This window comes from uncultured Shewanella sp., from assembly GCF_947501665.1.
Taxonomy (GTDB): Bacteria; Pseudomonadota; Gammaproteobacteria; order Enterobacterales; family Shewanellaceae; genus Shewanella.
In genome coordinates, this window is record NZ_CANMWS010000026.1 from 51,379 (window position 1) to 74,445 (window position 23,067).

The 23,067-nt window shown below is 37.8% G+C and carries 20 protein-coding genes; 13 read left to right on the plus strand and 7 right to left on the minus strand.

Features of this window, described 5'->3' with window-relative positions:
• Positions 1-8 precede the first annotated feature (8 nt).
• Complete coding sequence (locus Q0976_RS18505; RefSeq protein ID WP_299495358.1) at positions 9-1,391, plus strand: lytic polysaccharide monooxygenase; 1,383 nt, start codon at positions 9-11, stop codon at positions 1,389-1,391.
• Between the two features lie 143 nt (positions 1,392-1,534).
• Positions 1,535-2,005, plus strand: coding sequence for a hypothetical protein (locus Q0976_RS18510; protein WP_299495359.1), 471 nt, complete (start codon positions 1,535-1,537; stop codon positions 2,003-2,005).
• A gap of 86 nt (positions 2,006-2,091) precedes the next feature.
• On the opposite strand, the gene Q0976_RS18515 is transcribed toward Q0976_RS18510, so the two are convergent.
• A complete protein-coding gene (locus tag Q0976_RS18515) occupies positions 2,092-3,474 on the minus strand; it encodes a S53 family peptidase (RefSeq protein WP_299495360.1) in 1,383 nt (460 codons plus the stop codon).
• Positions 3,475-3,900: 426 nt separating this feature from the next.
• On the opposite strand from Q0976_RS18515, the gene Q0976_RS18520 reads away from it, so the two are divergent.
• Positions 3,901-5,079, plus strand: a complete 1,179-nt coding sequence (locus Q0976_RS18520) for a DUF3103 family protein (RefSeq protein ID WP_299495361.1) — start codon at positions 3,901-3,903, stop codon at positions 5,077-5,079.
• 259 nt (positions 5,080-5,338) lie between these two features.
• On the opposite strand, the gene Q0976_RS18525 is transcribed toward Q0976_RS18520, so the two are convergent.
• The gene (locus tag Q0976_RS18525; RefSeq protein ID WP_299495362.1) at positions 5,339-6,376 is read right to left on the minus strand and encodes an oxidoreductase family protein; all 1,038 of its coding nucleotides are present in this window, start codon (positions 6,374-6,376) and stop codon (positions 5,339-5,341) included.
• A gap of 97 nt (positions 6,377-6,473) precedes the next feature.
• Positions 6,474-7,259 carry a hypothetical protein gene (locus Q0976_RS18530; protein ID WP_299495363.1) on the minus strand — a complete coding sequence of 262 codons (786 nt, stop codon included), beginning with the start codon at positions 7,257-7,259 and terminating at the stop codon, positions 6,474-6,476.
• Positions 7,260-7,790: 531 nt separating this feature from the next.
• Here Q0976_RS18530 and Q0976_RS18535 point away from each other — a divergent pair.
• The 3 genes from Q0976_RS18535 to Q0976_RS18545 all read left to right on the plus strand — a co-directional run bounded on the left by Q0976_RS18535 (position 7,791) and on the right by Q0976_RS18545 (position 12,563).
• A complete protein-coding gene (locus tag Q0976_RS18535) occupies positions 7,791-10,112 on the plus strand; it encodes an immune inhibitor A domain-containing protein (RefSeq protein WP_299495364.1) in 2,322 nt (773 codons plus the stop codon).
• A gap of 234 nt (positions 10,113-10,346) precedes the next feature.
• A complete protein-coding gene (locus tag Q0976_RS18540; RefSeq protein ID WP_299495365.1) occupies positions 10,347-11,039 on the plus strand; it encodes a hypothetical protein in 693 nt (230 codons plus the stop codon).
• Between the two features lie 189 nt (positions 11,040-11,228).
• Entirely contained in the window at positions 11,229-12,563 is a 1,335-nt protein-coding gene (locus Q0976_RS18545; RefSeq protein ID WP_299495382.1) for an ISNCY family transposase, read from the plus strand.
• 55 nt (positions 12,564-12,618) lie between these two features.
• On the opposite strand, the gene Q0976_RS18550 is transcribed toward Q0976_RS18545, so the two are convergent.
• The 3 genes from Q0976_RS18550 to Q0976_RS18560 all read right to left on the minus strand — a co-directional run bounded on the left by Q0976_RS18550 (position 12,619) and on the right by Q0976_RS18560 (position 15,830).
• Positions 12,619-13,092 (minus strand): hypothetical protein, encoded by a 474-nt coding sequence (locus tag Q0976_RS18550; RefSeq protein ID WP_298775141.1) that lies wholly within the window; start codon positions 13,090-13,092, stop codon positions 12,619-12,621.
• 86 nt (positions 13,093-13,178) lie between these two features.
• Positions 13,179-13,460: a hypothetical protein gene (locus tag Q0976_RS18555; RefSeq protein ID WP_298775142.1), complete on the minus strand. Its 282-nt coding sequence runs from the start codon at positions 13,458-13,460 to the stop codon at positions 13,179-13,181.
• 1,065 nt (positions 13,461-14,525) lie between these two features.
• Positions 14,526-15,830, minus strand: a complete 1,305-nt coding sequence (locus Q0976_RS18560) for a site-specific integrase (protein WP_299495366.1) — start codon at positions 15,828-15,830, stop codon at positions 14,526-14,528.
• Positions 15,831-16,106: 276 nt separating this feature from the next.
• Between Q0976_RS18560 and Q0976_RS18565 the strand changes: the two genes are divergently transcribed.
• The 3 genes from Q0976_RS18565 (at position 16,107) to Q0976_RS18575 (ending at position 19,023) form a co-directional block, all read left to right on the plus strand.
• Entirely contained in the window at positions 16,107-16,649 is a 543-nt protein-coding gene (locus Q0976_RS18565) for a heme NO-binding domain-containing protein (protein ID WP_299495367.1), read from the plus strand.
• A 106-nt stretch (positions 16,650-16,755) separates the two neighbouring features.
• On the plus strand, positions 16,756-17,289 hold the full coding sequence (locus Q0976_RS18570; RefSeq protein WP_299495368.1) for a heme NO-binding domain-containing protein: 534 nt from the start codon (positions 16,756-16,758) through the stop codon (positions 17,287-17,289).
• A gap of 9 nt (positions 17,290-17,298) precedes the next feature.
• A complete protein-coding gene (locus tag Q0976_RS18575; RefSeq protein ID WP_299495369.1) occupies positions 17,299-19,023 on the plus strand; it encodes an ATP-binding protein in 1,725 nt (574 codons plus the stop codon).
• Between the two features lie 6 nt (positions 19,024-19,029).
• On the opposite strand, the gene Q0976_RS18580 is transcribed toward Q0976_RS18575, so the two are convergent.
• Positions 19,030-19,470, minus strand: coding sequence for a hypothetical protein (locus Q0976_RS18580; RefSeq protein ID WP_299495370.1), 441 nt, complete (start codon positions 19,468-19,470; stop codon positions 19,030-19,032).
• 291 nt (positions 19,471-19,761) lie between these two features.
• Between Q0976_RS18580 and ccoN the strand changes: the two genes are divergently transcribed.
• The 4 genes from ccoN to ccoP are packed head-to-tail and all read left to right on the plus strand — an operon-like array spanning position 19,762 to position 23,003.
• Positions 19,762-21,198 carry a cytochrome-c oxidase, cbb3-type subunit I gene (gene ccoN / locus Q0976_RS18585; RefSeq protein WP_299495371.1) on the plus strand — a complete coding sequence of 479 codons (1,437 nt, stop codon included), beginning with the start codon at positions 19,762-19,764 and terminating at the stop codon, positions 21,196-21,198.
• Between the two features lie 11 nt (positions 21,199-21,209).
• Entirely contained in the window at positions 21,210-21,824 is a 615-nt protein-coding gene (gene ccoO, locus Q0976_RS18590; protein ID WP_298774244.1) for a cytochrome-c oxidase, cbb3-type subunit II, read from the plus strand.
• A 10-nt stretch (positions 21,825-21,834) separates the two neighbouring features.
• Positions 21,835-22,023, plus strand: coding sequence for a cbb3-type cytochrome c oxidase subunit 3 (locus Q0976_RS18595; RefSeq protein ID WP_299495372.1), 189 nt, complete (start codon positions 21,835-21,837; stop codon positions 22,021-22,023).
• Positions 22,024-22,034: 11 nt separating this feature from the next.
• The gene (gene ccoP / locus Q0976_RS18600; RefSeq protein ID WP_299495383.1) at positions 22,035-23,003 is read left to right on the plus strand and encodes a cytochrome-c oxidase, cbb3-type subunit III; all 969 of its coding nucleotides are present in this window, start codon (positions 22,035-22,037) and stop codon (positions 23,001-23,003) included.
• Positions 23,004-23,067 lie beyond the last annotated feature (64 nt).

The following is a 23,067-nucleotide window of genomic DNA, read 5'->3' on the forward strand; positions in this document are numbered from 1 at the left end:
GAATACCCATGAAACTAACACTTTCAACATTAACATCTATTGTTTTTTTACCCTCTCTTTTAATGAGTAGCATTGCGCAAGGGCATGGATGGGTAGAGTTTCCCAGCGCACGTCAAAATACATGTTACAACGACGGTGGCTTTTGGAGTAATTCGATCCCTAATAAAGCATGTCAATTAGCTTATGATCAATTATCAAATGCTTACCCATTTGTACAGCGTAATGAAGTGGCAGCAAATGTCCCTGAACTGGATGGTGTTAAGGCATACAATGATATTGAGGAAGTGAAAAAAGTGGTTACTGACGGTCACTTGTGCTCAGCAGGAGACAGCCAAAAAGCAGGGCTTGATATTACCTCTCCAGATTGGCAAAGAACACAAGTATCTTTAGATGATAATAATCAATTTGAATTGACCTTTAATGCCACAGCCCCCCATAACCCCTCTTTTTGGGAATTTTATTTAACCAATGAAAATTATGACTCATCGACACCTTTAACTTGGGCTGATTTAACCTTAATCGATACTGCTGGTAATGTCTCGGTTGATAATAATAAGCAATACAAAATCAATGTAACCGTTCCTCAAGGCCGAAACGGAGATGCTATTTTGTATACCCGTTGGCAACGTGATGATGCTGCTGGTGAAGGATTTTATAACTGCAGTGATATTACGTTTAGCGATAATGGTGAGCCAAGCGATCCAGATGAACCGACCGATCCAACGGATCCAAATGAAAATCAACTCGTATCGCTTGGTTATTTTATCAGTACTGATTTTACGGGTGTAGAAGTGGATGATACTGTTCGTTTTCGTACCTTTAACAAAAAAGGGGATGAAACAACGGATGTCCAACTGGTAATTAATGATGGTAACTTAACCACTTGGCCAGCTTTACTTGCGGGTCAATTTAACGACAATAAAGCAGGGAAGTGGTATATCGGTATTTGGAGCGAAGATATGCAGCACTATATGTTCGATACACAAAACATACATGCTAACAAGGTATTTGCTCAGTCAGCAAACCCCAGTTATCAACTTTCATTAATAAAAAATAAAGATACTGATGAAAGATTATGGGATGAACAAACTGTCTATATTCAAGGCAATACGGTAGATTATCAAGGTTGTACTTGGGAGGCTCAGTGGTGGACTAAAGGCGAGGAGCCCGGTAACAACGAAAGTGGAGTATGGCGAAAATCAGATGGAAATTGCAACGAAGAGGGAGGCGGTTCAACAGATTATTCTCCTAGTTCGATATATCATCAAGGCGATATGGTGACATATAACAGCTGTACTTGGGAAGCTCAGTGGTGGACCAAAGGTGATGAACCAGGTACCACAGGCGAGTGGGGAGTTTGGCGTACTACTGATGATAACTGCTCAAATTAATTAAAATTGTCGTTAAGAAATAAAAAGTGAATAACGTTACTATGTTATTCACTTTTTATTCTTTATCTTTAAACCGTATTGCTTTATACATCACATACAAATAAAATGGTTACACCATAATATAATAATAAAAAGTCGAGACCATGTCTGAACAATGGCAATATCATGGAATAGCACCGAAAGCAGGACGCAGACTCCTTTTACTCAAACAAGATGAATTACATCTTGCTCTACCGTTAATTTACCGTCGTATCAATCCTAAAAGTGTGTCACTTCAACCTAAGTGGTTCAATGAAGCACTTAATAACCGAGAACAAGCTTATTTTCTACTGGAACCTTTGCTGACGCAACTGGTTTTACAACGTAAAAATAAAGAGAATATTGATAAATTACTTATCGAAGTCAATCGTTCTCTCAATGCTTATTTTAGTGACTTCGGCTGGCGTATGATCCGAAAAGAATTATCACAAATTAAAAAACGCCAAAAAAAATCACATATTGAATTAAGTAATGATATTATTTTCAAACTCAAACATTATATGCAAAAACATCAATTTGATAATCTCGATCAGACTATCGATAATCTATTGTCAGAGCATGAGTCCAACCTTTAATACCTTTTATCTCGATACTGATGAGAACCGTTAAATCAGCATCAATATTCTTTAAAGATATCACTGTCCTCTAAAATTTCTTTGTGTCAATTATCATCATCTGACATCACTTTCACCAAAGCATTCAAAAAGTGCTTTCCTCTTGGGGAGCCAAAGCCCGTAGTCATATCCCAGCCCACTGTCGTTGGATAACCAGGGACATCACCATAAACAACAGTCCCGTCATCAAGATATGTAAATGTTTGATTATTTTGTTGTTCTCCAGCCAATACAGTGCCTTGTGAAAGAGGTAAAATATCGTTGTAGGCTGTGTTATCATTAATTTGGTATAGCAAAGGGTTCAAGTGGCCAATATAACCCATGCCTTGTTCAGCTAAATACTGATTGATGAGCACAAAAAATGCAGCTACTTGCGGAACAGAAGCACTGGTTCCACCTTCAATTCCCCATACACCATCTGTATAAATAAGACCCGCACCATTCACCGCTGCATTCCATGCTAAATCAGGTATTCCACGACCATTGCCAGAATTAGTATAAATAGTTTCTTTAACTGAAGCTTGCCATTTGGGTATATCAAAAAGAATACTGCTTCCTCCTCCAGTAGAAGAGGCTACCCAAGGTTCATTCCACACTGTTTCAAGTCGCGTTAAAATAGGGTTAATGTTAAAATAATTGGGATTTCTATCGCCCGAATTTAAATATGGCTTATTACTGGTAGGGGAACGGCTCCAGCCATACTGTAAGAATGTACCGCCAACAGCAGTAACAAATGGACTTGATGCTGGATAACTAACTGTTTTTTCACTGAAGCCATTGCTACTACCAATATCTCCAGTAGAAGCAAAAAAAGTTATCCCTTTCATCACTCCAGCTTGAAAAGCTTCTTCTAAATTTTCAATTTCCAAGGCAGTATAATTAGACTCAATATCGCCAAAACTCATCGATACAATTGTTCCAGCAGGATATTCTTCAACAATGTAGGCAATGGCTTCTTCAGTATAAATATTTTCTTCATCGGGTAAAACAATGAGATCAATGTTTGCTCTTGGGGCAATAGCATGGGCCCATTGAATATCTAATGATACTTCTATTTCCCAACTATCATCGTTATTTGGCTCCCCAAATGGAAAAAGAGCTTGAAATGTAGGAAATAATTGTTCAGGAAAAAATGTATCATGGAACATTAATAAATCTTCTTTTGCAGTTGGGCTACCAAAGGAGTCAATAATCACTATTTGTCCCCCTTCACCAGTTAAGCCCATATCATAAAGAGCATTTAACTGATAAGCATCATGAATATCTTGTGGTGTATAGCAATGTAGTGATTTATATTGTGTGAGTGTTCCATCGACATTGTAATCAGGCGCAGTACATTGTTGGTTATCATCTTCATTAGAGCAGGCAGACAATAATAAAACGCTAATTATAATCATTATCTCTTTAGAAGTACGATAAAACATAATCATAAGATCTCCTTGTTTTTAGGTAAATATTATCGTTATACTTATCCTGTTAAAGTAAGAAATTGCCATCAACTTTCCTCTTGAAGGAACCCAAGGTTGTCACTCCCCAGCCTTCTCTGTTGAAGTCTTACACGCCTCTATGCATTAGATTATCTTCATTGCTTATTGAGCATTAGCTTCATTTTTCTTAATTTTTGTCAAAAATGCTCATACCTTAACAAAGCGTTAAAAAATATTGATTTGAGTATAGACCTGAATAACGACTAAACAATCATGTGTATTAATAATATATAAATTTATTTGATTTAATTAGTAATAAGGTCGCATTGTTTAAATAAGTGTTAACTGATATACCATTAAGGGTTGTTTTTTGAACAGCCAGAAGCGCCGTAATTTAATCTATCCAATAAAAAAATGTAAAGGAATAACATGAAACTGATACCAAGTTTAACCTTAACTTTAGCGTCAATAGGTTTATTTTCGACATCATTACAAGTTGTTGCGAATGAATCTAAAATTGAAGTGACTTCCCTGTACCAGAAAGAAGTGTTATCAAGTTCAATAGCCCATGAAAAAAGAGCCATATCAAAAGAACTTGCGATAAATTACAAACACTACCGTCGTCATTTAAAATCTCAAGTCAATCAGTATCAACTCAGTGTTAACCTTGAAAATTTTCATTATTTAGATCCAAAAACAGATGCCAATATTAAGCACCTTAATCAAAATATTAGACAATTAAAAGGGATCACAAAATACAACAGCAATATCATTGATTTACGGTTAGCTAATACGAAAATGTTAGGCCAGTGGCAAGCGGGTCAATCGCCATTATTTGCTTATGCACCGGAAGGGAATGACACTCAGTGGACTTATATTGAAGCCTTTGACGAAGCAGGTAATATCCATTTACTCGATGCCCATGTAGTGCCTGATAGGCCCGTGTTCATTATTGAACTTAATAATGAGCAAACAATGAAAGAAGGTATCGAAACGATGCGGTCTATGTTTAATTCCGCTAAGAACAATAATGGCATAAGCACATTGAGTAGTGAATTTTCTGCTTCTGCGGATGAACCATTATCAACGACTGCTATTAAAAATATTAAGCTTAAAAATGTAGAAGAATCTTGGATATCAGGTGATGCGGAGGTCTATGCTATTGTATCCGGAATAAGCCCTGAAAATACAGATATTGCACCTCAACTCGATATTTTAGAGTTTCCCTATCTAGATGAAGCTGACACGAATTACTCTCCGAATCAAATTATCGTTCAGTGGGAAAACTATCGTTGGCAAGCTGTCGATATTCTCCTTATGGAAAACGATGATAATACAAACTATAAAGATCTTGCTGGGACTATCTTAGACGCTGCAGAAGCCGTTTTAAGATTAATTCCCGATCCTACTGTTCAAGGTTATGCCATTATACCACAGCTAACCAATGCAATTATTCAAGCTATGCCGGATTCATGGTGGACTAATGATGATGATTATCTTGATGTATTTTACACTATTTTTGAAAATCAAACCTATACTAATCATAAAGGGGCAAGTAATAATGCCACTGTTGATTTAGAGCCATTGGTTATTCAGCCAAGAAACTAGCGCATAAAATTAAACTTCACATTAATAAAATATAAACGGCTTATATCCATGATACAATTAGCCGTTTATATTTGAAAATAAACAGAATGACTGTAAAACAACAAATAAGAAGCTAATGGATTAATTAGCAATGTTAATATAATAGTGCACTCTTATTTGTTTGACTTTTTTATTGTATATAAAAAGTAATAACGACTATCTAACTCACCTGCATTTTAATAATCAAATAATAATAAACTTGGTGTAAAACAAATGAACTTCACATTGATGTCGATTTACTTGATAAAAGAGATAAGGCTGCTTGGCTGATTTTTTGGCTAAAAGCATTATTTTTTGGGTGGTCAGCTGACCACCCCAATAAAAATCGCTGAAAATCCGCCCAGGCAAAGCTAAATAAGCCGCGCCATTCATTTTCAAGTTGAACAACATCGAGTAGTGGATGAGCGTCATTGGCAGATTGTTTTAATTCCGCGAAATAATGATCCAATAAATCATGATAATAATCTTCACACTCTTTTTCTGTTAAACAGCTCCCTAAGAAATACACCACATCTTTTATGCCACAACCCGCACCAATATACTGAAAATCAACCGCCGCCACCTCATCAATTGGTGAAAAGCAAAAGTTAGCAATTTTTGCATCACCATGGACTAACGTTTGAAACCGACAAGCATTTAATAAAGTATCAATTTGGCTTGCAGCTTGTTTAAGGGGCGAGGAGGGCATGTTTTCAAATTCATCTTGTCTTGTGGCCAAGTGCCAATAGGTTCCCGTTTTCCATAGTGGGTTGACCCAATTTTCTCGTGGATTTTCTTGCAAAAATTGACCATGAAAATGGGCAAGCCAAGTCAGACACGCTTTGGCTTGCTGTAGACTGGCATGTTGATGACGCAATGAAAATCCTTGACTATCCAAATCACTTAGTACTATCAATTTTTGAGCCGCATTATTGGTTATCTTCTCACCAATAAAGACACCATAGCATAAAGGCAGCGGCGTTTTATCTATACACAAATGTGACCAATGTTTATACCAATCAGCTTCTACTTTATATGACATTATTTTACGTTCAAAGGATCTTTGAGTATTCCAGCCTCTTGGATGCTGATAACTTTGCTGAGGGTGAATATATTTCACAATTACCGAGTGAGGTTGATTGATATGTAAATCGTTTGACGAATAAGTGATATGATAGCGACTAATCTCACCATAACCACTCCATAAAAACTGTATAACAGCTACTTTGTGGACCGCAATGGCATTAAACTGTTTGAATAAGATTGACTCAATATCCATGGAAGATAAATAAAAATTTGAATGAGATAAGCATAATAACAGAAGTAAAAAAAAGAAAAAGGCTCAAATAGAGCCTTTAATACTTCGGGTTCGTATATTAATCCCAGCGATTAAAAATCATATGAACACTATGATCCGCGCCAGTTACAAAAACAAAATACCCTGCATTGGTATTTGGTAACGAACAATATTGTGTTCCAGAAGTTAGCATTGAACATTGCATGCTTGAAGCTGGCTCATCTGTGGTTCTATAATAACAATAATCATTACGATTCGCGATTTCTTTAACGGTATCCCGTGTCGTTCGGGCTAATACATAACGAAAATCGCCAAAATAACGGTAACTGCTGGCATCCACAAGATAAGCCTGTGAGTCCATTCCACCTTGAAGTAAACCATCGTAACAATGACCCGGATTGGGCACATATAATACTTCTGAGTCATGACTATTATGAATACTCGGCCATACCGCATTATCGTGTTTGCTCAACACAATATTACTGGCATCAACATAATCTTTTACAATAACAAAATCACCCGTATCACTTTCTAGTGTACAAATATTAGTCCCACCAATTTGTGTCTCACATTGAATATCATCAAGACTTGCTTGCGTATATTGCTGACAAATAGAATCTGTTTCGGCAAACTGATGAGTCAGTTCTTTAAGGGCGGCAACGGCATATTCTTTTGGATCATTGTATTCATAATAAAAATCTGAAAACACGTTATATACTTGTGTGTCACGTGTATTACTTTGCGCTAATTCCGTATTACATTGACTAAAAACAGGCACATCGACTGTATTCGCGACAGCATTTGCTTGAAAAAAAACACCGACAACCACAGGCAAAAATGCGCGTCGAATAAATACGTTATACATAAATCCTCCCTTGATCTATTAAAAGCAGGTTAACCTCTTCCAGCCATCATCGACTTTAACCTTAGAGGGAAACGCCAACTTACAGTTGTTACAACAAAAACACTAAAACCCCAATCACGTAACATATTTAACTAGGCGGCACAGTAAAAAGGGTTTTGAAGGTAAAGTCAAAATTAATTGATATAAAATTCATTTTCTGCTTATTTTGTCACAAAAATGATTGTTTTTTACCTATATCTCACAATAAATTAGCGTTATCTATAAATTAATCGTTATATTTTGGTGTTCCCACCTAAAAATACATGCCTGTTTTCTCAAAAAAACCTCCTTCAGCTCGATTCATTCCGTTACTATTGTTTTTATTTTGTTTGTTAAATGTTGCGTGAACCCTGCTGCTCATGTAGTCTTTTTTGTCTGCTCAAAAAGAAGACAACTTGTTTGAGTGGCGGAGAATAACAATGACTTTCCATGTCAGTCTAACTCTTCTCAACAAGACATAGGAATACAACAAATAGAAAGGATTTTATTTATATGATTAAAAAAAGTATTTTATCCATTGCCGTGGCGTTATCTATCATCCCCGTAGTGGCCATTTCAGCGTCTCACTCGTCATCATCCGCTCCGTTAGATATGGTTATCGCTGACGAACAACGTCTTATTGAGATGTTAAAAAAATCTGGAAAAATTGCTCACAATGCGTCGATTTCAGAGGCTGAAGTTGCACTAAGAAACTATTTAAAAGCAAGGCAAGAACAAGAGAAACAAAAACGCCGTTTACGTCAAACTGCTGAAACAGATTTATTTGATATGGAACCCAAAGTTAGACAAAAACGTAAAAACCCTTACCGGCATCCCAGTATGGATGGAAAATTAAGTTCTGGACGTCAATATCGTCCAGAAAACATGGTGGAAGAAGTTTATCAAGGTGAAACTCGAGAAGGACGGGTGCTTGCCATTTTGATGGAGTTTCCTGATTTTCCTCACAACAGCATTTTACCTGAAGACAGTAAAATGTATTATGAGGATTACAACCAAGCACATTACCGTCAGATCCTTTTTGGCGAAAATGGTTGGGTTGCCCCCAATGGATTCCACGCAAATTCTTTCAATCAGATGTATCAAGCACAATCCGGTGGCAGTTACTCATTAACCGGTGACGTTGCGGGCTGGTATATGGCTAGCCAACCCGCCGCTTATTATGGTAATAATATCGATGGTGACGCAGCTAGCTTAATACGTGAAGGCCTTGCTGCAGTTGGTATGGATCCGACGATTGATTTAAGCCAATTTGACATCGAAGACAGATATGATCTCGATGGTGATGGCGATTTATGGGAAGCAGATGGCCTAGTGGATCATGTAATGGTATTTCATTCCAGTGTGGGTGAAGAAGCTGGAGGTGGTCAAATTGGAGAAGATGCCATTTGGGCACATCGTTCAAATTTAAGAAATGTCTTTGCAATTGAAGGCACTACCACTGATATTCCTTATTGGGGGGGATTGATGGCGGCTTACGATTATACCATTGCTCCGATAGACAGTGCTGTAGGGGTGATCAGCCATGAATATGCCCACGATTTAGGGCTGCCTGACGAATATGATACTAATTATACAGGTAAAGGTGAACCAGTATCCTATTGGTCTTTAATGTCATCAGGAAGTTGGGCAGGGCAGATTGGTGGTACCCAGCCCAGTGGTTTTAGTGCTTATGCCAAAGAAATGCTGCAAAACAGTTTGGGGGGAAATTGGCTTAAAGGGGCAAAAATCGATATCAATGATATTCCTCATGATGGAGTGATTGGTTTACTTGACCAAGCAGTCAGTAAAGGCACCAATTTCGATGCCATCCGCATTGATTTGCCACAAAAACAAACCATTATCACCACGCCAGTCAGTGGTGAATACACTTACTTTAGTGGTGCCGATAACGATCTTAATAATGAAATGTGGACGACAGTCGATTTAAGCAATGCTACATCGGCCACAGTGAAATTTAAAACTTGGTATGATATTGAAGTCGATTATGACTATGCTTATCTCGTCATTGAAACCAGTGAAGGGCAATCGTATATTGAAGGCAACTTAACAACGAATGAAAACCCAAATGAAGCCAATCATGGTAATGGGATCACTGGTCGTTCAGACGGTTGGGTAAATGCTGAATTCGATTTAAGTGCTTTTACTGGCCAACAGATACAGCTTGGTTTGCTTTATCAAACCGATGTCGCCGCAGTCAATGCGGGGATGTATATAGATGATATCAGTGTTGAGACCAATAATGGCATTATTTTACAAGCCAATGCCGACGACAGTGACAATGAAGCCTTTACCTTTTCAGGTTTTAATCCTGATACGGGCATTCAATTATCAGAGCATTACTATTTACTTGAATGGCGTACTCATCAAGGGGTTGATAGCGGTCTTGCCCACCTTAATGTGCGTGGTGAAACCATGCGTTATGAAGAAGGGCTATTGGTTTGGTATGTCGACCGCCAATATCGTGACAATTGGGTTGGACTTCACCCTGGTAACGGGTTCCTGGGGGTCGTCGATATGGATCAAAGCCCCTTATTTTGGAGTGATGGCGAAGTGGCTGATACACGATATCAAATCCATGATGCGACATTAACTATTCGTCGTCATGAAAAAATGTTCCTAGATTTAGATGATATTTTGGGTAAATCACTACGTGACAGTCGGATTAGTGCCAAAAGAGTGTTTAAAGATCACCGTAATTATGTGAATACAGCAATCCCAGATGCTGGTCGCAATGTGCCTCAGTACGGATTAAATATCCGCTTGCTCAATCAAAGCAATGATAAAAGTGTTGCTGCTGTTTACTTATCCCGTTAGCCTTTAATGCCTGACTATGCAAATAGACATGCTTATAATGGTATGTCTATTTTTTAAAGCACAACGCTTAATAAGATATTTATTGCTTTAATATGAATGTTTTTTCTGTTTGAAACCTATTTAACTTGATAAGACAGGAGGGAACCATATATGAAGCCGGAATGTCGACAAAAATATTGTCATTTAGCAAAAAATGAAATAAACAAATTTTAAGTCACTTAAGAGAACCTCCATATGTCTATTGCTTTTAATAGCACAATTAACAGCTACACTCTAGCAAACACCCACAATGTCAGCCAAAGTAAAACTCAACTTACTGAAATCGATCCCGTTTCGAATAAAGGCTATCAATTTGAATATAACGAATTAAGCCGTCGTGGCGTCCTTAACGACAGTAATGTGATATTTTCTTTTGAAAATGAACTTAACCTTGTTAATGCTGGTTATGACTCAAATACACAAATGGATTTTTCCAGTATCATTGGGGCTTATGAGCAAGCTCAAATCAAGATAGCATTACCAATACAAATTACAGATAAAGATGAACGTCAATTTAATGCTCATGTGGCGCCAGGCGGCAGCCTGATGTCAACAAGCAGGCCTGACGGGGACTTAGCAGCATATGCTAGCATGCTGAAAAGTTATAATGTTGGGGCACTCATTTCTATTGATGCTTTTGCCCCAAAAGCGTTAACCGCAGAACTTGATGCCAGAGGTATAGAGCATATTAACGAAGCAACATTTTTTATTGAAGACTTTTTCTCCAAAGGACAATTGCCAGAAACCAAGTTAAGTGACATCGTTAATAAAATCAAAGAATATGAAAGCCAAGGGCAGAATGTAGCCATTCATAACGATTTTCTTAGCCCCAAGGATGGGGGGAAGGATAATAGAGACAATTCACAAAATCGTTTTATGAGAACTTAATGTAAAATACGCGAACAAACTAATTACTAATACTCGCTATTTAACATAATATACATTGTGCGCACTGCTATATCGATCCATTGTAGATCCAATATAGTAATGTCACATTTCCCCAACTTAGAGATGTCACATTTTGGTATGCTGGGCCCAAATAATCCAGTGTATTAGATTGGTGCCATGTTAATTACGATGAGCGAAGAAGAGCTGCACCGCATTGGTGTTATTAAGGACGTTTGCAATAAACAATTAACCCAACTAACCGCCGCGTCGATGTTAGGGCTTACTCGCCGGCACACACAAAGGTTAGTGAATCAATTCCGCAAAAGTGGTGAAGCTGGTCTAGTCTCTAAACGTCGTGGATTGCCGAGTAACCGTCGTTTTCCATATGAATTTAAAGATAAAGTTTTAACGCTGGTTAAGCAAAAATACGCGGATTTTAAACCGACCTTTGCCTGTGAAAAATTAGCAGAGCTACATGGTATAAAACTCTCCAGCGAAACCTTAAGGCAATGGTTAATTACAGAGGGATTATGGCGAGTTCGCAAGCGTAAGCAGAAAAAAGTCTACCAACCTCGATATCGACGTGAATGTTATGGTGAGCTGGTGCAAATAGATGGCTCTTATCATGATTGGTTTGAAGGCCGTTCACCTAAGTGTTGCTTGTTAGTGTTTATTGATGATGCGACCAGTCAGTTGATGTCATTGCGCTTTTGTGAATCAGAGACCACTTATGATTATATGAATGCGACACGAGAATATTTGGATAATCATGGCAAACCCATTGCTTTTTACAGTGATAAATATGCGGTATTTAAGGTCAATTCACCGAGCAAGAAAACCAATAAGCAAATGACAGAATATGGACGTGCGCTCTATGAACTTAATATTGAATTAATCTGTGCTAACAGCTCACAGGCTAAAGGACGAGTCGAACGCGCCAATAGGACACTTCAAGACCGCCTGATTAAGGAAATGCGCTTAGCAAACATCAATACCATAGAAGAAGCTAATGTGTGGCTTCCTGAGTTTATGGCTGACTTTAATTGCCGCTTTGCTTGTGCTGCTCAGTCTTCTCAAAATGCTCATCGCCCAGTACAAGAATCAAAAACTGAACTGCATAATATTTTTTCAAGGCAAACAAGCCGAAAACTGACCAAAGCACTAACTTTACAGTATGACAAAGTAATGTATATTATTGACCCTACTGATAAAGCTAAAAGATTAATCGGTAAATCTGTCATGATTTATGATTACCCTGATGGCACCATATCGATTCAATATTGTGGTGAAGAATTACCTTATAGCGTGTTTGATAAACTCAGAAGTGTGCAGCAAGGGGCTGTTGTTGAAAATAAACGCTTGGGCGCAGCATTGGCCTTTGCAAAAGAGAGTCAAGCAGAGCGTTCAGAAACCTACGAACGTACTCGTAATGCTAAAAAAGGGAGTCGAAAAGCGCAAGCAAGGGCGATTAATCCACTTGTTGAACAAGAGGTTAAATTTAAGCCAAGTTTGACGCGAGAATAACCTCTATTACCAAAAGCTTTCAAATTTAGCTCAGCGATATGAGTGTTATATTAATTTATTCATTAAATTCAAAAGTAACTGAAATTGAAGGTGATTCTTCAATATTTATAGTAAAGCCTGATGGAGTAAGATAAGGGTTATCTTTATATTTATGTTCAAAATCAATTAACAATAAAATCAAGTTTTTGTACAATAATTCAGATGACTGAGTACTAAGTTTAGTGATGTTAGATAAAATATTTGAAGGTAGAACATCTGAAGATTCAATCCAAGCAAATTTTTTACCGAAGTATATAGCATTTAGTTTTACTGCATACCAACCTTCTTTTTTATCAATAACCTGATATGAAATAGCTTTGGTGGTAGTTGTCACTATTTTTGAAGTGATGCTTGCTTTAGAGTATAGATTGGCTTTATCAACTAATATATCAACATAAGCTGGGTTATTAACCTTGATTTTACTTTCTTTATGATTTTTCCTACTGAATATGTCAATTGTTTTTTGAATGATAGCCAAATCTTTAGACATTTCTTCGTAGGTTTCTTTTTTGGTTTCGGCGTATATATGGCTACAGAATAATAAAAGTAATATTAAATATCTCAATTGCATGAGTATTAGAATACTCCTGCTAAATATGCAATTAGTGTGTATAAAAAAGAGCCTACAAGTGCTCCCAATACGATCCCATTAAAAAAATTTTCATTTTTCAATAAAAACATGCACATACAAAATAAAGCAGACCATAAAGTAACCAGTATAAAATGATATGGTTTAGGCAAAACCCCATGAAATGAATTGTATAGCATAATTCCAACTTGAATAATCAATAAACCACCAAAAATTATCGCTGAAACTTTTTTTATCAAGTCAGTATCTGTATCTGTATTTAATTTCATATGATGTAACCTTTTGTGTTCTTACACTATAAAGTGTAGAAAATAGAGGTTATCTGTCAACAAAGATAAAAAAAGCCCTTAAAAAGGGCTATAGGCAACCTTAGATTGGATATCAAGTGGCTATGAAACACCTGATTTAAGAAGTTTAGTTGGTAAATCATTTTATATCTAATAACTAATGATGTGACATTTCTACTTTGCCCAACAATGTGACATTTGAAACTTGCCTTAACAGCTATATCGATCCATTGTAGATCCAATATAGTAATGTCACATTTCCCCAACTTAGAGATGTCACATTTTGGTATGCTGGGCCCAAATAATCCAGTGTATTAGATTGGTGCCATGTTAATTACGATGAGCGAAGAAGAGCTGCACCGCATTGGTGTTATTAAGGACGTTTGCAATAAACAATTAACCCAACTAACCGCCGCGTCGATGTTAGGACTGACTCGCCGGCACACACACAAAGACTCGTTAATCAATTTCGCCAGAATGGTGAAGTTGGTCTGGTGTCTAAACGCCGTGGGCTGCCGAGTAGATTAATTTAATAAACAAATAATTTTCCACTCGAAATAATCATTATTAGTAGTAAAATTAATGATGCAACAAAATATGATATGTTCAATAATATTTTTCTATATTTCATTCCAAAAAATCGATTCAACCTATTCATATTCAATCCAACTTAGCTGCGTGGTTATCATTAATTGAACACTTAGCTAAAACTTTAAATGATAGCTTACAAACTGTATAAAAAACATGCGTAAAATACCGTTGGAATACTTAACCCATACTGAATGGTTAAACAATAAATAAATGTTTTTTAAATTGAATTATTACTCTAATACAATAAGTTACCTTGTATCATTCTATATAAGTTAGTGTATACCATATTATTTCAGGTTTCAGTTATAAAGTATGCTATATAAACTTTTTTAAGTATTAATGAATATAGTATTCTCATCTGGAATCAAGACAATCGAGTTCAATGATGATTATTAAATTTAATGCCGATAAGTATCATTATCGGCATTAAAACGTTACGTTAACATCAACAGAAATCTACTCAATTCCATCCAAGTGATTAAGCGGTTTATTCATCGCACTTTGATGACGCTCAGTTTTTGTTGTATGTAAATATTGAGAGGTTGTATCAATACTTTCATGACCTGCATCAGCCTGGACGTGGGATAATGGCCTGTGATTTAAATTGATATCATGGGTGATCCCTGTATGACGAATATTATGGACGGTTAAGGCTCTCATATCGGCCGCATCATCATTAAAGCCCTCACTCTGTGCTTTATCGGCCGCTAAATTAATAACTTCCTGCACTTCATCACGTAAATGCCGAATACCAAGGTTAGCACTTAACACTCCACTATCCCGCCCTCTTCCTGCGGCCTTATGTCGAATGAATAATGGGTGTGTTTCTCGTGGTGTTGGGAGATCACTTAAGCCTAAATATCGACGATAATCAATTAAAGCTGTTAATAAAGCATTGGAGATCGCCACATGCCTGCGTTTTCCTCCTTTGCTTTGGGGAATATAAAAACGCCAAATTCCGGTTTGCCGATCCTGTTGGAATTGACTCATGATAGGTGAATACCCTGCTCTAGCAGCCACTTCAGAGATACGTAAATAACAAGAATAAATCAATTTAATTAAAAATAAGCTTCTTTGATATACAGCAGGTTTTTCAATCGCTAATGCCTCAATTGTGGAGATAACATAGGACCATTGCAACTCAGTAAACGCAAGTTGTGAGGCTTCTTCAGGATCGTATTGATATTTTTTCTTTGATGAAAACCGACTTTTATTGAGCCAAGCTTGAGCTGGATTGCGTTCACAATGATCTTCACTCATCAAGTAACCATAAAAAGATGACAAGATAGCCATTTTGGTTTTTAATGCATTATCACTGAGCTGATACGGCTGAATATCACCTAATTTTTTCTTTCCTAAAAAAGGCCGCCACTGAGGATTAGGCACACGCCTCTCCCCTTCATCATTATTGTTTTTATCAAGTTTAAATTGTGGCACATTATAATAGGCAATTAATGCCTGAGGTGGATGCTGACAATAGTCAACATACAAATTGATATCTTTACGGCTAACTAAAATAGGAGACTGTTTGAGTACATCAAAACACCAATGAAAATATGTCGTTAATTCACTCCGGTAGGCTTTGTAATTATTTTCATTATATTTTTGTTCGTATAGCCAATCACTGGCATGTTCAATTAACAACCCAGCATCTGTGACATGATACAAAGACACTTGGGTAATATGTTGACTAACGATGGCATTTCCGGATAGCAAAAAATCAGGGCCATCAAAAAGAGGCATAACAGGCGGTAATTCCATAAGCAATACAGTTCACTGAAAAATAAAAACATACTGTCTATTATAGATTTTAAACCCTAAAAGGGATAGTTTTAGCCGAGAAAAATAACTTATTATTTTATTTTAAAACAATAAGTTAAATATTAACCAAACGATAGTAAAATTCAAGTTATTTATCATTTATTGCCATCTGCTAACTGAGCCACAATACTTGATAGAATAGTAATCTCATTTTATAGATGAGATAAAAATCAACCGATTTAGGTGAAAGTAACATCAAAAGGCGATGGTATTTCTATGACAGGTATTATTTTTATTGAGTTTATTAAAATAGTTAAGACCAATTTCGGCACTGAAATATTTGAAGCCATGACAAAGGCTGCCGACGATAATGCACTATTTATTAAAACAGAAAGTTATTCTCACCAACGACTTTTTAATTTAATCAATGCATTAAGTAAACTCACTCACATTGCCTCTGAAGATTTATTAGCCCTTACTGGCCAACAAGTGTTTTTGCCTTTACTGCTCAGTTTACCCATCAAGATGGGTAGCATCAACAATACCATTGATTTTATTATTCACGTGGAAACTTACATCCATCATGAAGCACAAAAACTGTATCCTAATGCAACCATGCCAACATTTGATTTCATTTTTATATCATCAAATCAATTGATTATGGATTATATCTCGCCTCGTTGCTTGGGGTATATTTGCTTTGGGTTATTAAAAGGTTGTGCCGAATACTTTCAAGAAAAAATCAATATCACCTTGCAACTCATGAATGAATCAGGTTCTCACGTACGTTTCAACTTGACTAAAATTGAATTGCCTTAGCTCCGCTTTCCAGTTAATGCGTGTTGACGTTTTTTCTTTTGCCAATAATACTTAGCTAAAGCGTATATCGAGTATATCGTTTAACATAATCGTTAAGGAAGAGGATATGAAAGGGCTCATTTTTACCGAGTTTTTTGAAGTCGTTGAAGAAGCGTTTGGGCTTGAGGTTTGTGAACAAATGCTTGAACAAGCCAATGATGATGGCATTTATACCAGTGTGGGTAGCTATGATCATAAAAAATTAGTAAAAATGATCATCATATTAAGCCAATTAACCCAAGTGTCCGTTGAAGATCTACAACAGGTATTTGGGCAGAAAGCGTTCAGCACATTACTAGAAAGCTTGCCCATTCCCACAGGGAATATCACCAACACCATTGACTTTATTCAACATGTTGAAGCTTTTATTCACGTTGAAGTTAAAAAACTTTACCCTGATTCGACGCTACCCACTTTTGAATTTATCTCTATCTCCCCTACTCAGCTGATCATGGATTACCTTTCACCTCGTTGCATGGGACATGTTTGTCTTGGATTGATCAAAGGCTGCGCTGCACATTTTAACGAAGAAATGGCCATTGATATGGTACCCGTTGATGAATTAGGTTCGCACATACGATTTACCATCAATAAGTTGTAATCTATCGATATGGACTTAGAAAAAAATAACGCGTTACTTAACAAAAAAATTGCCAGAGAAAAAGCGGCCAGAAAAGCGGCTGAAAAGCTATTGGAAGCAAAAAGTTTGGAGCTTTACAATGCCAATATTCAACTACAAAAGTCACTTTCTAGCGCACAAACTAAGCTTGAACATGACTCAACACTGCTGGCTTATAATGCAAAAATGGACAGTATTTTACTGCATTTTAGCCAGCAATTTTTACAGCAGTCCCCCACGCCAGCATTACTGAAAGAGCTGGTTGAAGTCTTAATTGACGATAATTCAATATCGGGTATGCATACCCATATCAAATTACAAAGTGACGATCACATTCATTTTAAACATCGCTGTCAAGCAGGACGTAAACAAACCTGGACACCACCAGAAACATTATTAACTGATAACACTCACTGGGACGAAAAAAATAAAATATTTTGGGTCTCTTTGGCTGAACAGCCTGATTGTTATATCGCAGGGAAGATCGCAGCAACAGAGAGTTGGTTAGTTCCTATTCAAAAAAGTCTGTCTTTAATTGGAGAAGTGTTGAGCGCTGCCCTCATTCGTCAGTTGACATTAATTAAAGAAGTGAATGCGAGAAAGCAGGCGGAAGAATCGGAAAAAGCAACACAAAGCTTTTTAGCCATGATCAATCACGAACTCAGAACACCGTTAAATGGTTTACTTGGCAGTGCGGAACTATTAGCTGATACACGACTTCAAGATGATCAAAAAAGGCTACTTGCCACCTTAAACAGCTCAGGAGAATTATTAAGGAACATTATTAATGATTTGCTAGATTACAGTAAAATGAATGCCAATATGTTTGAGTTGATTAATGGAACCTTTAATGTTCAAAAAGTTGCCGATCTTCTCGTGGCCATTTTTACTCATTCAACCGAAGATAAAAGGCTCGATTTTGTTGTCAACTGTACTCCTGAAGTACCATTGAACCTAATTGGTGATGTGGATAGAATCAAACAAATTTGTGTTAATTTAATTGGTAATGCGATCAAGTTTACTGAAAAAGGCGGCATTAAAGTGAAATTTGACTGGCATGACAGTCAATTACACCTTTCTGTCACCGATACTGGGGCGGGTATAAAGGCCTGTGATATTGAAAAATTATTTAAACCTTTTAGCCAAATTGATTTATCCAGCAAAAAAGCACATGAAGGGACTGGTTTAGGTCTGTCAATATGTAAAAAACTATCCCAACTCATGGGCGGAGATATTCAGGCCAGTAGTGAAATAAATAAAGGCTCAACATTCAGCGTGACTCTGCCATTGGAAATCGCTAAAAAACAAGCGACAAATAATCAGTCTAAAAACCCATTAGACACGCCACTAGAAGGCATCAAAATTTTAGTGGTCGAAGATGTCAAGACGAACCAAATGATTATTAATCTCATGTTGAAAAAGCTAAAACTCACTCCCCAATTTGCCGACAATGGTCTTGAAGCATTAGAACAACTCAAAACAGACAACTTCGATATTATTTTAATGGACTGCCGTATGCCCGTAATGGATGGTTTTACTGCAACAGAAACATTACGTCACCAAGGGTATAATAAACCAATCATTGCACTCACCGCTGGCACAACGTCAACTGAACGGGAACAATGCATAAGCGCAGGCATGGATGATATTTTATTTAAACCTTATAAATTACAAGAGATCCAAGATACGTTATGTCATTGGAGTCAATCTACCTAATAAAACTTAGATAGGATTATCTGCTAAAATAGCAAATACTAGTTGGTGACTTTTGCCTAAATAATCAAAAGTGACAATGGCATTCCAAACCATATAACCACTACTGCAGCTACCATAAAGTAATTCGCCAGAAAAACTTGTGTCATCAATCGGTGTCAGCTTAACCGGAATAACCCCCATAAACATATCCCGACCTTCTAAACGCATGGTCACATTTTCAACCAGTTGACTCGTTGTTAAATCAAAACGAAATGGTACTTCACTTGGCGCATCTGGCTGAGATAAATGTAAGACAACTTCAACCTCGTTATTTGTCGTTTTCTTCAAGCAATCCGATGCTCTAAACTCACATAAAGGAGATATTTCAAGAGACGTATTAGAAGGAATTTCTTGATACTCACAGGCTAATAACAAGAAACAGCTTGCTATAACAATAACCAATTTCATGGGAATAATTCACACCTCAATATGCCATTTTTAATCTCAATTGATTAAACCAATAACATTCTATTGAGTAGCTTGATCCAGATCAACTTTTAACACCCCCTAATTCCTATCTTTTTTAACATGGCTACAGTATCATGAGCGCACCTTAAGGGGTACTTGTAAACCTTAGGTTACACGCTGGCATAATTGTAACTTTTTTTTAACTTATAAGTGTTAATTTTGTCATTTTTACCGAATCGAGTCTGTCTCTATTCTTACAATAAATAATAAGTAATAAGCAGTGGAAGCAATATGATGAACCATTCCCAGCCTAAAGGCGCTGATTACAATTACACCGTCGTCAGACAATTTGCCCTAACCACAGTGTTATGGGGAATTGTCGGCATGTCTGTCGGTGTGTTAATCGCAGCACAGTTGATCTGGCCTCAGCTAAACTTTGAAACACCTTGGTTGACTTATAGTCGACTTCGTCCATTACATACCAATGCGGTTATTTTTGCATTTGGTACCTCCGCTTTGTTTGCAACTTCCTACTATATCGTACAACGTACCTGTCAAACGCGCTTATTCGCGCCAAGATTAGCTGCGTTTACGTTTTGGGGCTGGCAAGCAATCATTATCGCCGCAGTCATCACATTACCTTTAGGTTACACACAAGGTAAAGAGTATGCTGAACTTGAATGGCCTATTGATATTGCCATTGCAATAGTGTGGATTTCTTATGCCACCGTCTTCTTTGGCACTATCATTAAACGAACCACGTCACATATTTATGTTGCAAACTGGTTCTTTGGTGCCTTCATTATTACGGTTGCTGTTTTGCACATTGTTAATTCAATGGCAGTACCTCTCACATTGTGGAAGTCTTATTCTTTATACAGTGGTGCGGTTGATGCAATGGTACAATGGTGGTATGGCCATAATGCCGTTGGTTTCTTATTAACGGCAGGCTTCTTGGGTATGATGTATTATTTCGTGCCTAAGCAAGCTGGTCGTCCCATTTATTCTTATCGTTTATCGATAGTGCATTTTTGGGCATTAATTGCCTTATATATTTGGGCCGGTCCTCATCATCTTCACTACACTGCCCTTCCCGATTGGACACAATCACTTGGCATGGTGATGTCGCTGATCTTATTTGCACCTTCTTGGGGCGGCATGATCAACGGCATTATGACCTTGTCAGGAGCTTGGCATAAACTGCGTACCGATCCTATTTTACGCTTCTTAGTCGTATCATTATCTTTCTATGGTATGTCAACCTTTGAAGGGCCTATGATGGCCATTAAAACGGTAAATGCGCTGTCACATTACACTGACTGGACAATTGGACATGTTCATTCAGGTGCATTGGGCTGGGTCGCCATGATTTCAATAGGTTCACTGTATCACTTGATCCCTGTGTTATTTAATCACGGTCGTATGTACAGTACCAGTTTAATCAATGTGCATTTCTGGCTAGCGACTATTGGTACAGTGTTATATATCGTCTCCATGTGGATTTCAGGTGTGATGCAAGGATTAATGTGGCGAGCAGTCAATGCTGACGGCACATTGACTTACAGCTTTGTTGAAAGTTTAGAAGCTTCTTATCCTTTCTACTTTGTTCGTTTCATCGGTGGCTGTTTCTTCTTAACCGGTATGCTTATCATGGCATATAACGTTATTCGCACCGTGAAGGCGCCTAAAGATTCTTTACCCGCCTTGGCTGAAGCCAAAGCTGTATAAGGAGAGATTTGATGAAATTTAATCATGAACTCGTAGAAAAAAATATCGGCTTATTAGGTATTTTTACCGTCATCGCCATCAGTTTTGGTAGTTTAGTTGAAATCACACCTCTGTTATTTCAAAAGGATACTACTGAGCCGCTTGACGGGCAGATCCCTTATACTGCACTGCAAATAGAAGGTCGAGATATCTATGTCCGTGAAGGTTGTTATAACTGTCACAGTCAAATGATCCGCCCACTACGTGCTGAAACTGAGCGTTATGGTCATTATTCCGTGGCTGCAGAGTCCGTTTGGGATCACCCTTTTCAATGGGGCTCTAAGCGGACGGGACCTGACTTGGCTCGCGTAGGAGGACGTTACAGTGATAAATGGCATGAAGTGCATTTAATCGATCCTCGCGCCGTCGTACCACAGTCAAATATGCCTGGCTTTCCTTGGCTTGCAGAAAATACATTGGATGGTGAATTAACCGGTAAGAAAATGAGTATCTTACGCAGTTTGCACCCTAACGATGATATGTATACTGATGAAGAAATTGCTAATGCAAAACAAGCTGTTGAAGGCAAAACAGAGCTACAAGCGCTGATTGCCTATTTGCAATCGCTTGGACATGCATTGAAATAAGGAGCAAATAATGGATTACGGTACATTACAGGGGATTATTACTCTGGTTGTCATGTTGACCTTTGTTGGCATCTTTGCTTGGGCATACAGTTCGCGTCAAAAAGCCTCTTTTGACGATGCGGCTAATCTGGTTTTTTCTGATGAAGAAACGGTAAGCGAAACGCGCCAGCAAGGGATAAACGCAAGGGAGCAAAAGTGATGGAAGATGTAATGACAAACTTCTGGAGTTTGTGGGTATCGATACTCACAACGGTGGTAATTTTAGGCTGTATCTTCTTATTGCGCGTGTGTACTAAAAACACCACAGGCGTAAAAGAGGGTGAGTCTATGGGCCACTCTTTTGATGGTATTGAAGAGCTCAATAATCCACTGCCTAAGTGGTGGAGCTATATGTTCTACATTACTATCGTTTTCAGTATCATTTATTTAATCCTTTATCCCGGTATGGGAAACTACAAAGGCCTGTTTGAATGGTCAAGCGCTAACCAAAGTATTCGTACCCTTGAAGAGTCAAAAGCTGCTGTGATACAAGCGGCAAAAGAAGGTCGCTGGGTACAATACGATCAAGAAGTCAAACATGCAGATGAAAAGTTTGGTCCTATTTTCCAAGCTTATGCTGATACGCCTCTTGAAGAGTTAGTGAAAAACAAAGAAGCCCTTAAAGTGGGTGGGCGCCTTTTCTTGCAAAACTGTGCTATGTGCCATGGCTCTGACGCACGAGGCAGTAAAGGCTTCCCTAACCTAACCGATGGTTCTTGGTTATACGGTGGTGATTTAGCCACCATTAAAACCACTATCATGAATGGTCGTAATGGCATGATGCCACCTAAAGGCGGTCTTCCTATCGAAGATAGTGAAATTAAAGGCTTAGCTGAATATGTTGTCAAATTGTCAGGACGTGAACATGACGCAGCATTAGCAGCTCAAGGTCAAGGTTCCTTCATGAAAGGCTGTTTCGCTTGTCATGGTATGGACGGCTCAGGTAATAAGTTCATGGGCGCACCTAATTTAACCGATAACGCTTGGTTATATGGTGGCAGCCGAGGTGCGATTGAACAAACCATCAAACATGGTCGTACTGGAGTCATGCCTGCTTGGAAAGATGTGCTCGGTGAGCAAAAAGTGCATGTCATTACCGCTTACGTGTACAGCTTGTCACATAAAGAAAATAAAGAGTAGTCACGGCCCATTTTATGATGCCAAAGGATAAGGCCTTCGACATGACGTCGAGGGCTTTTTTTTA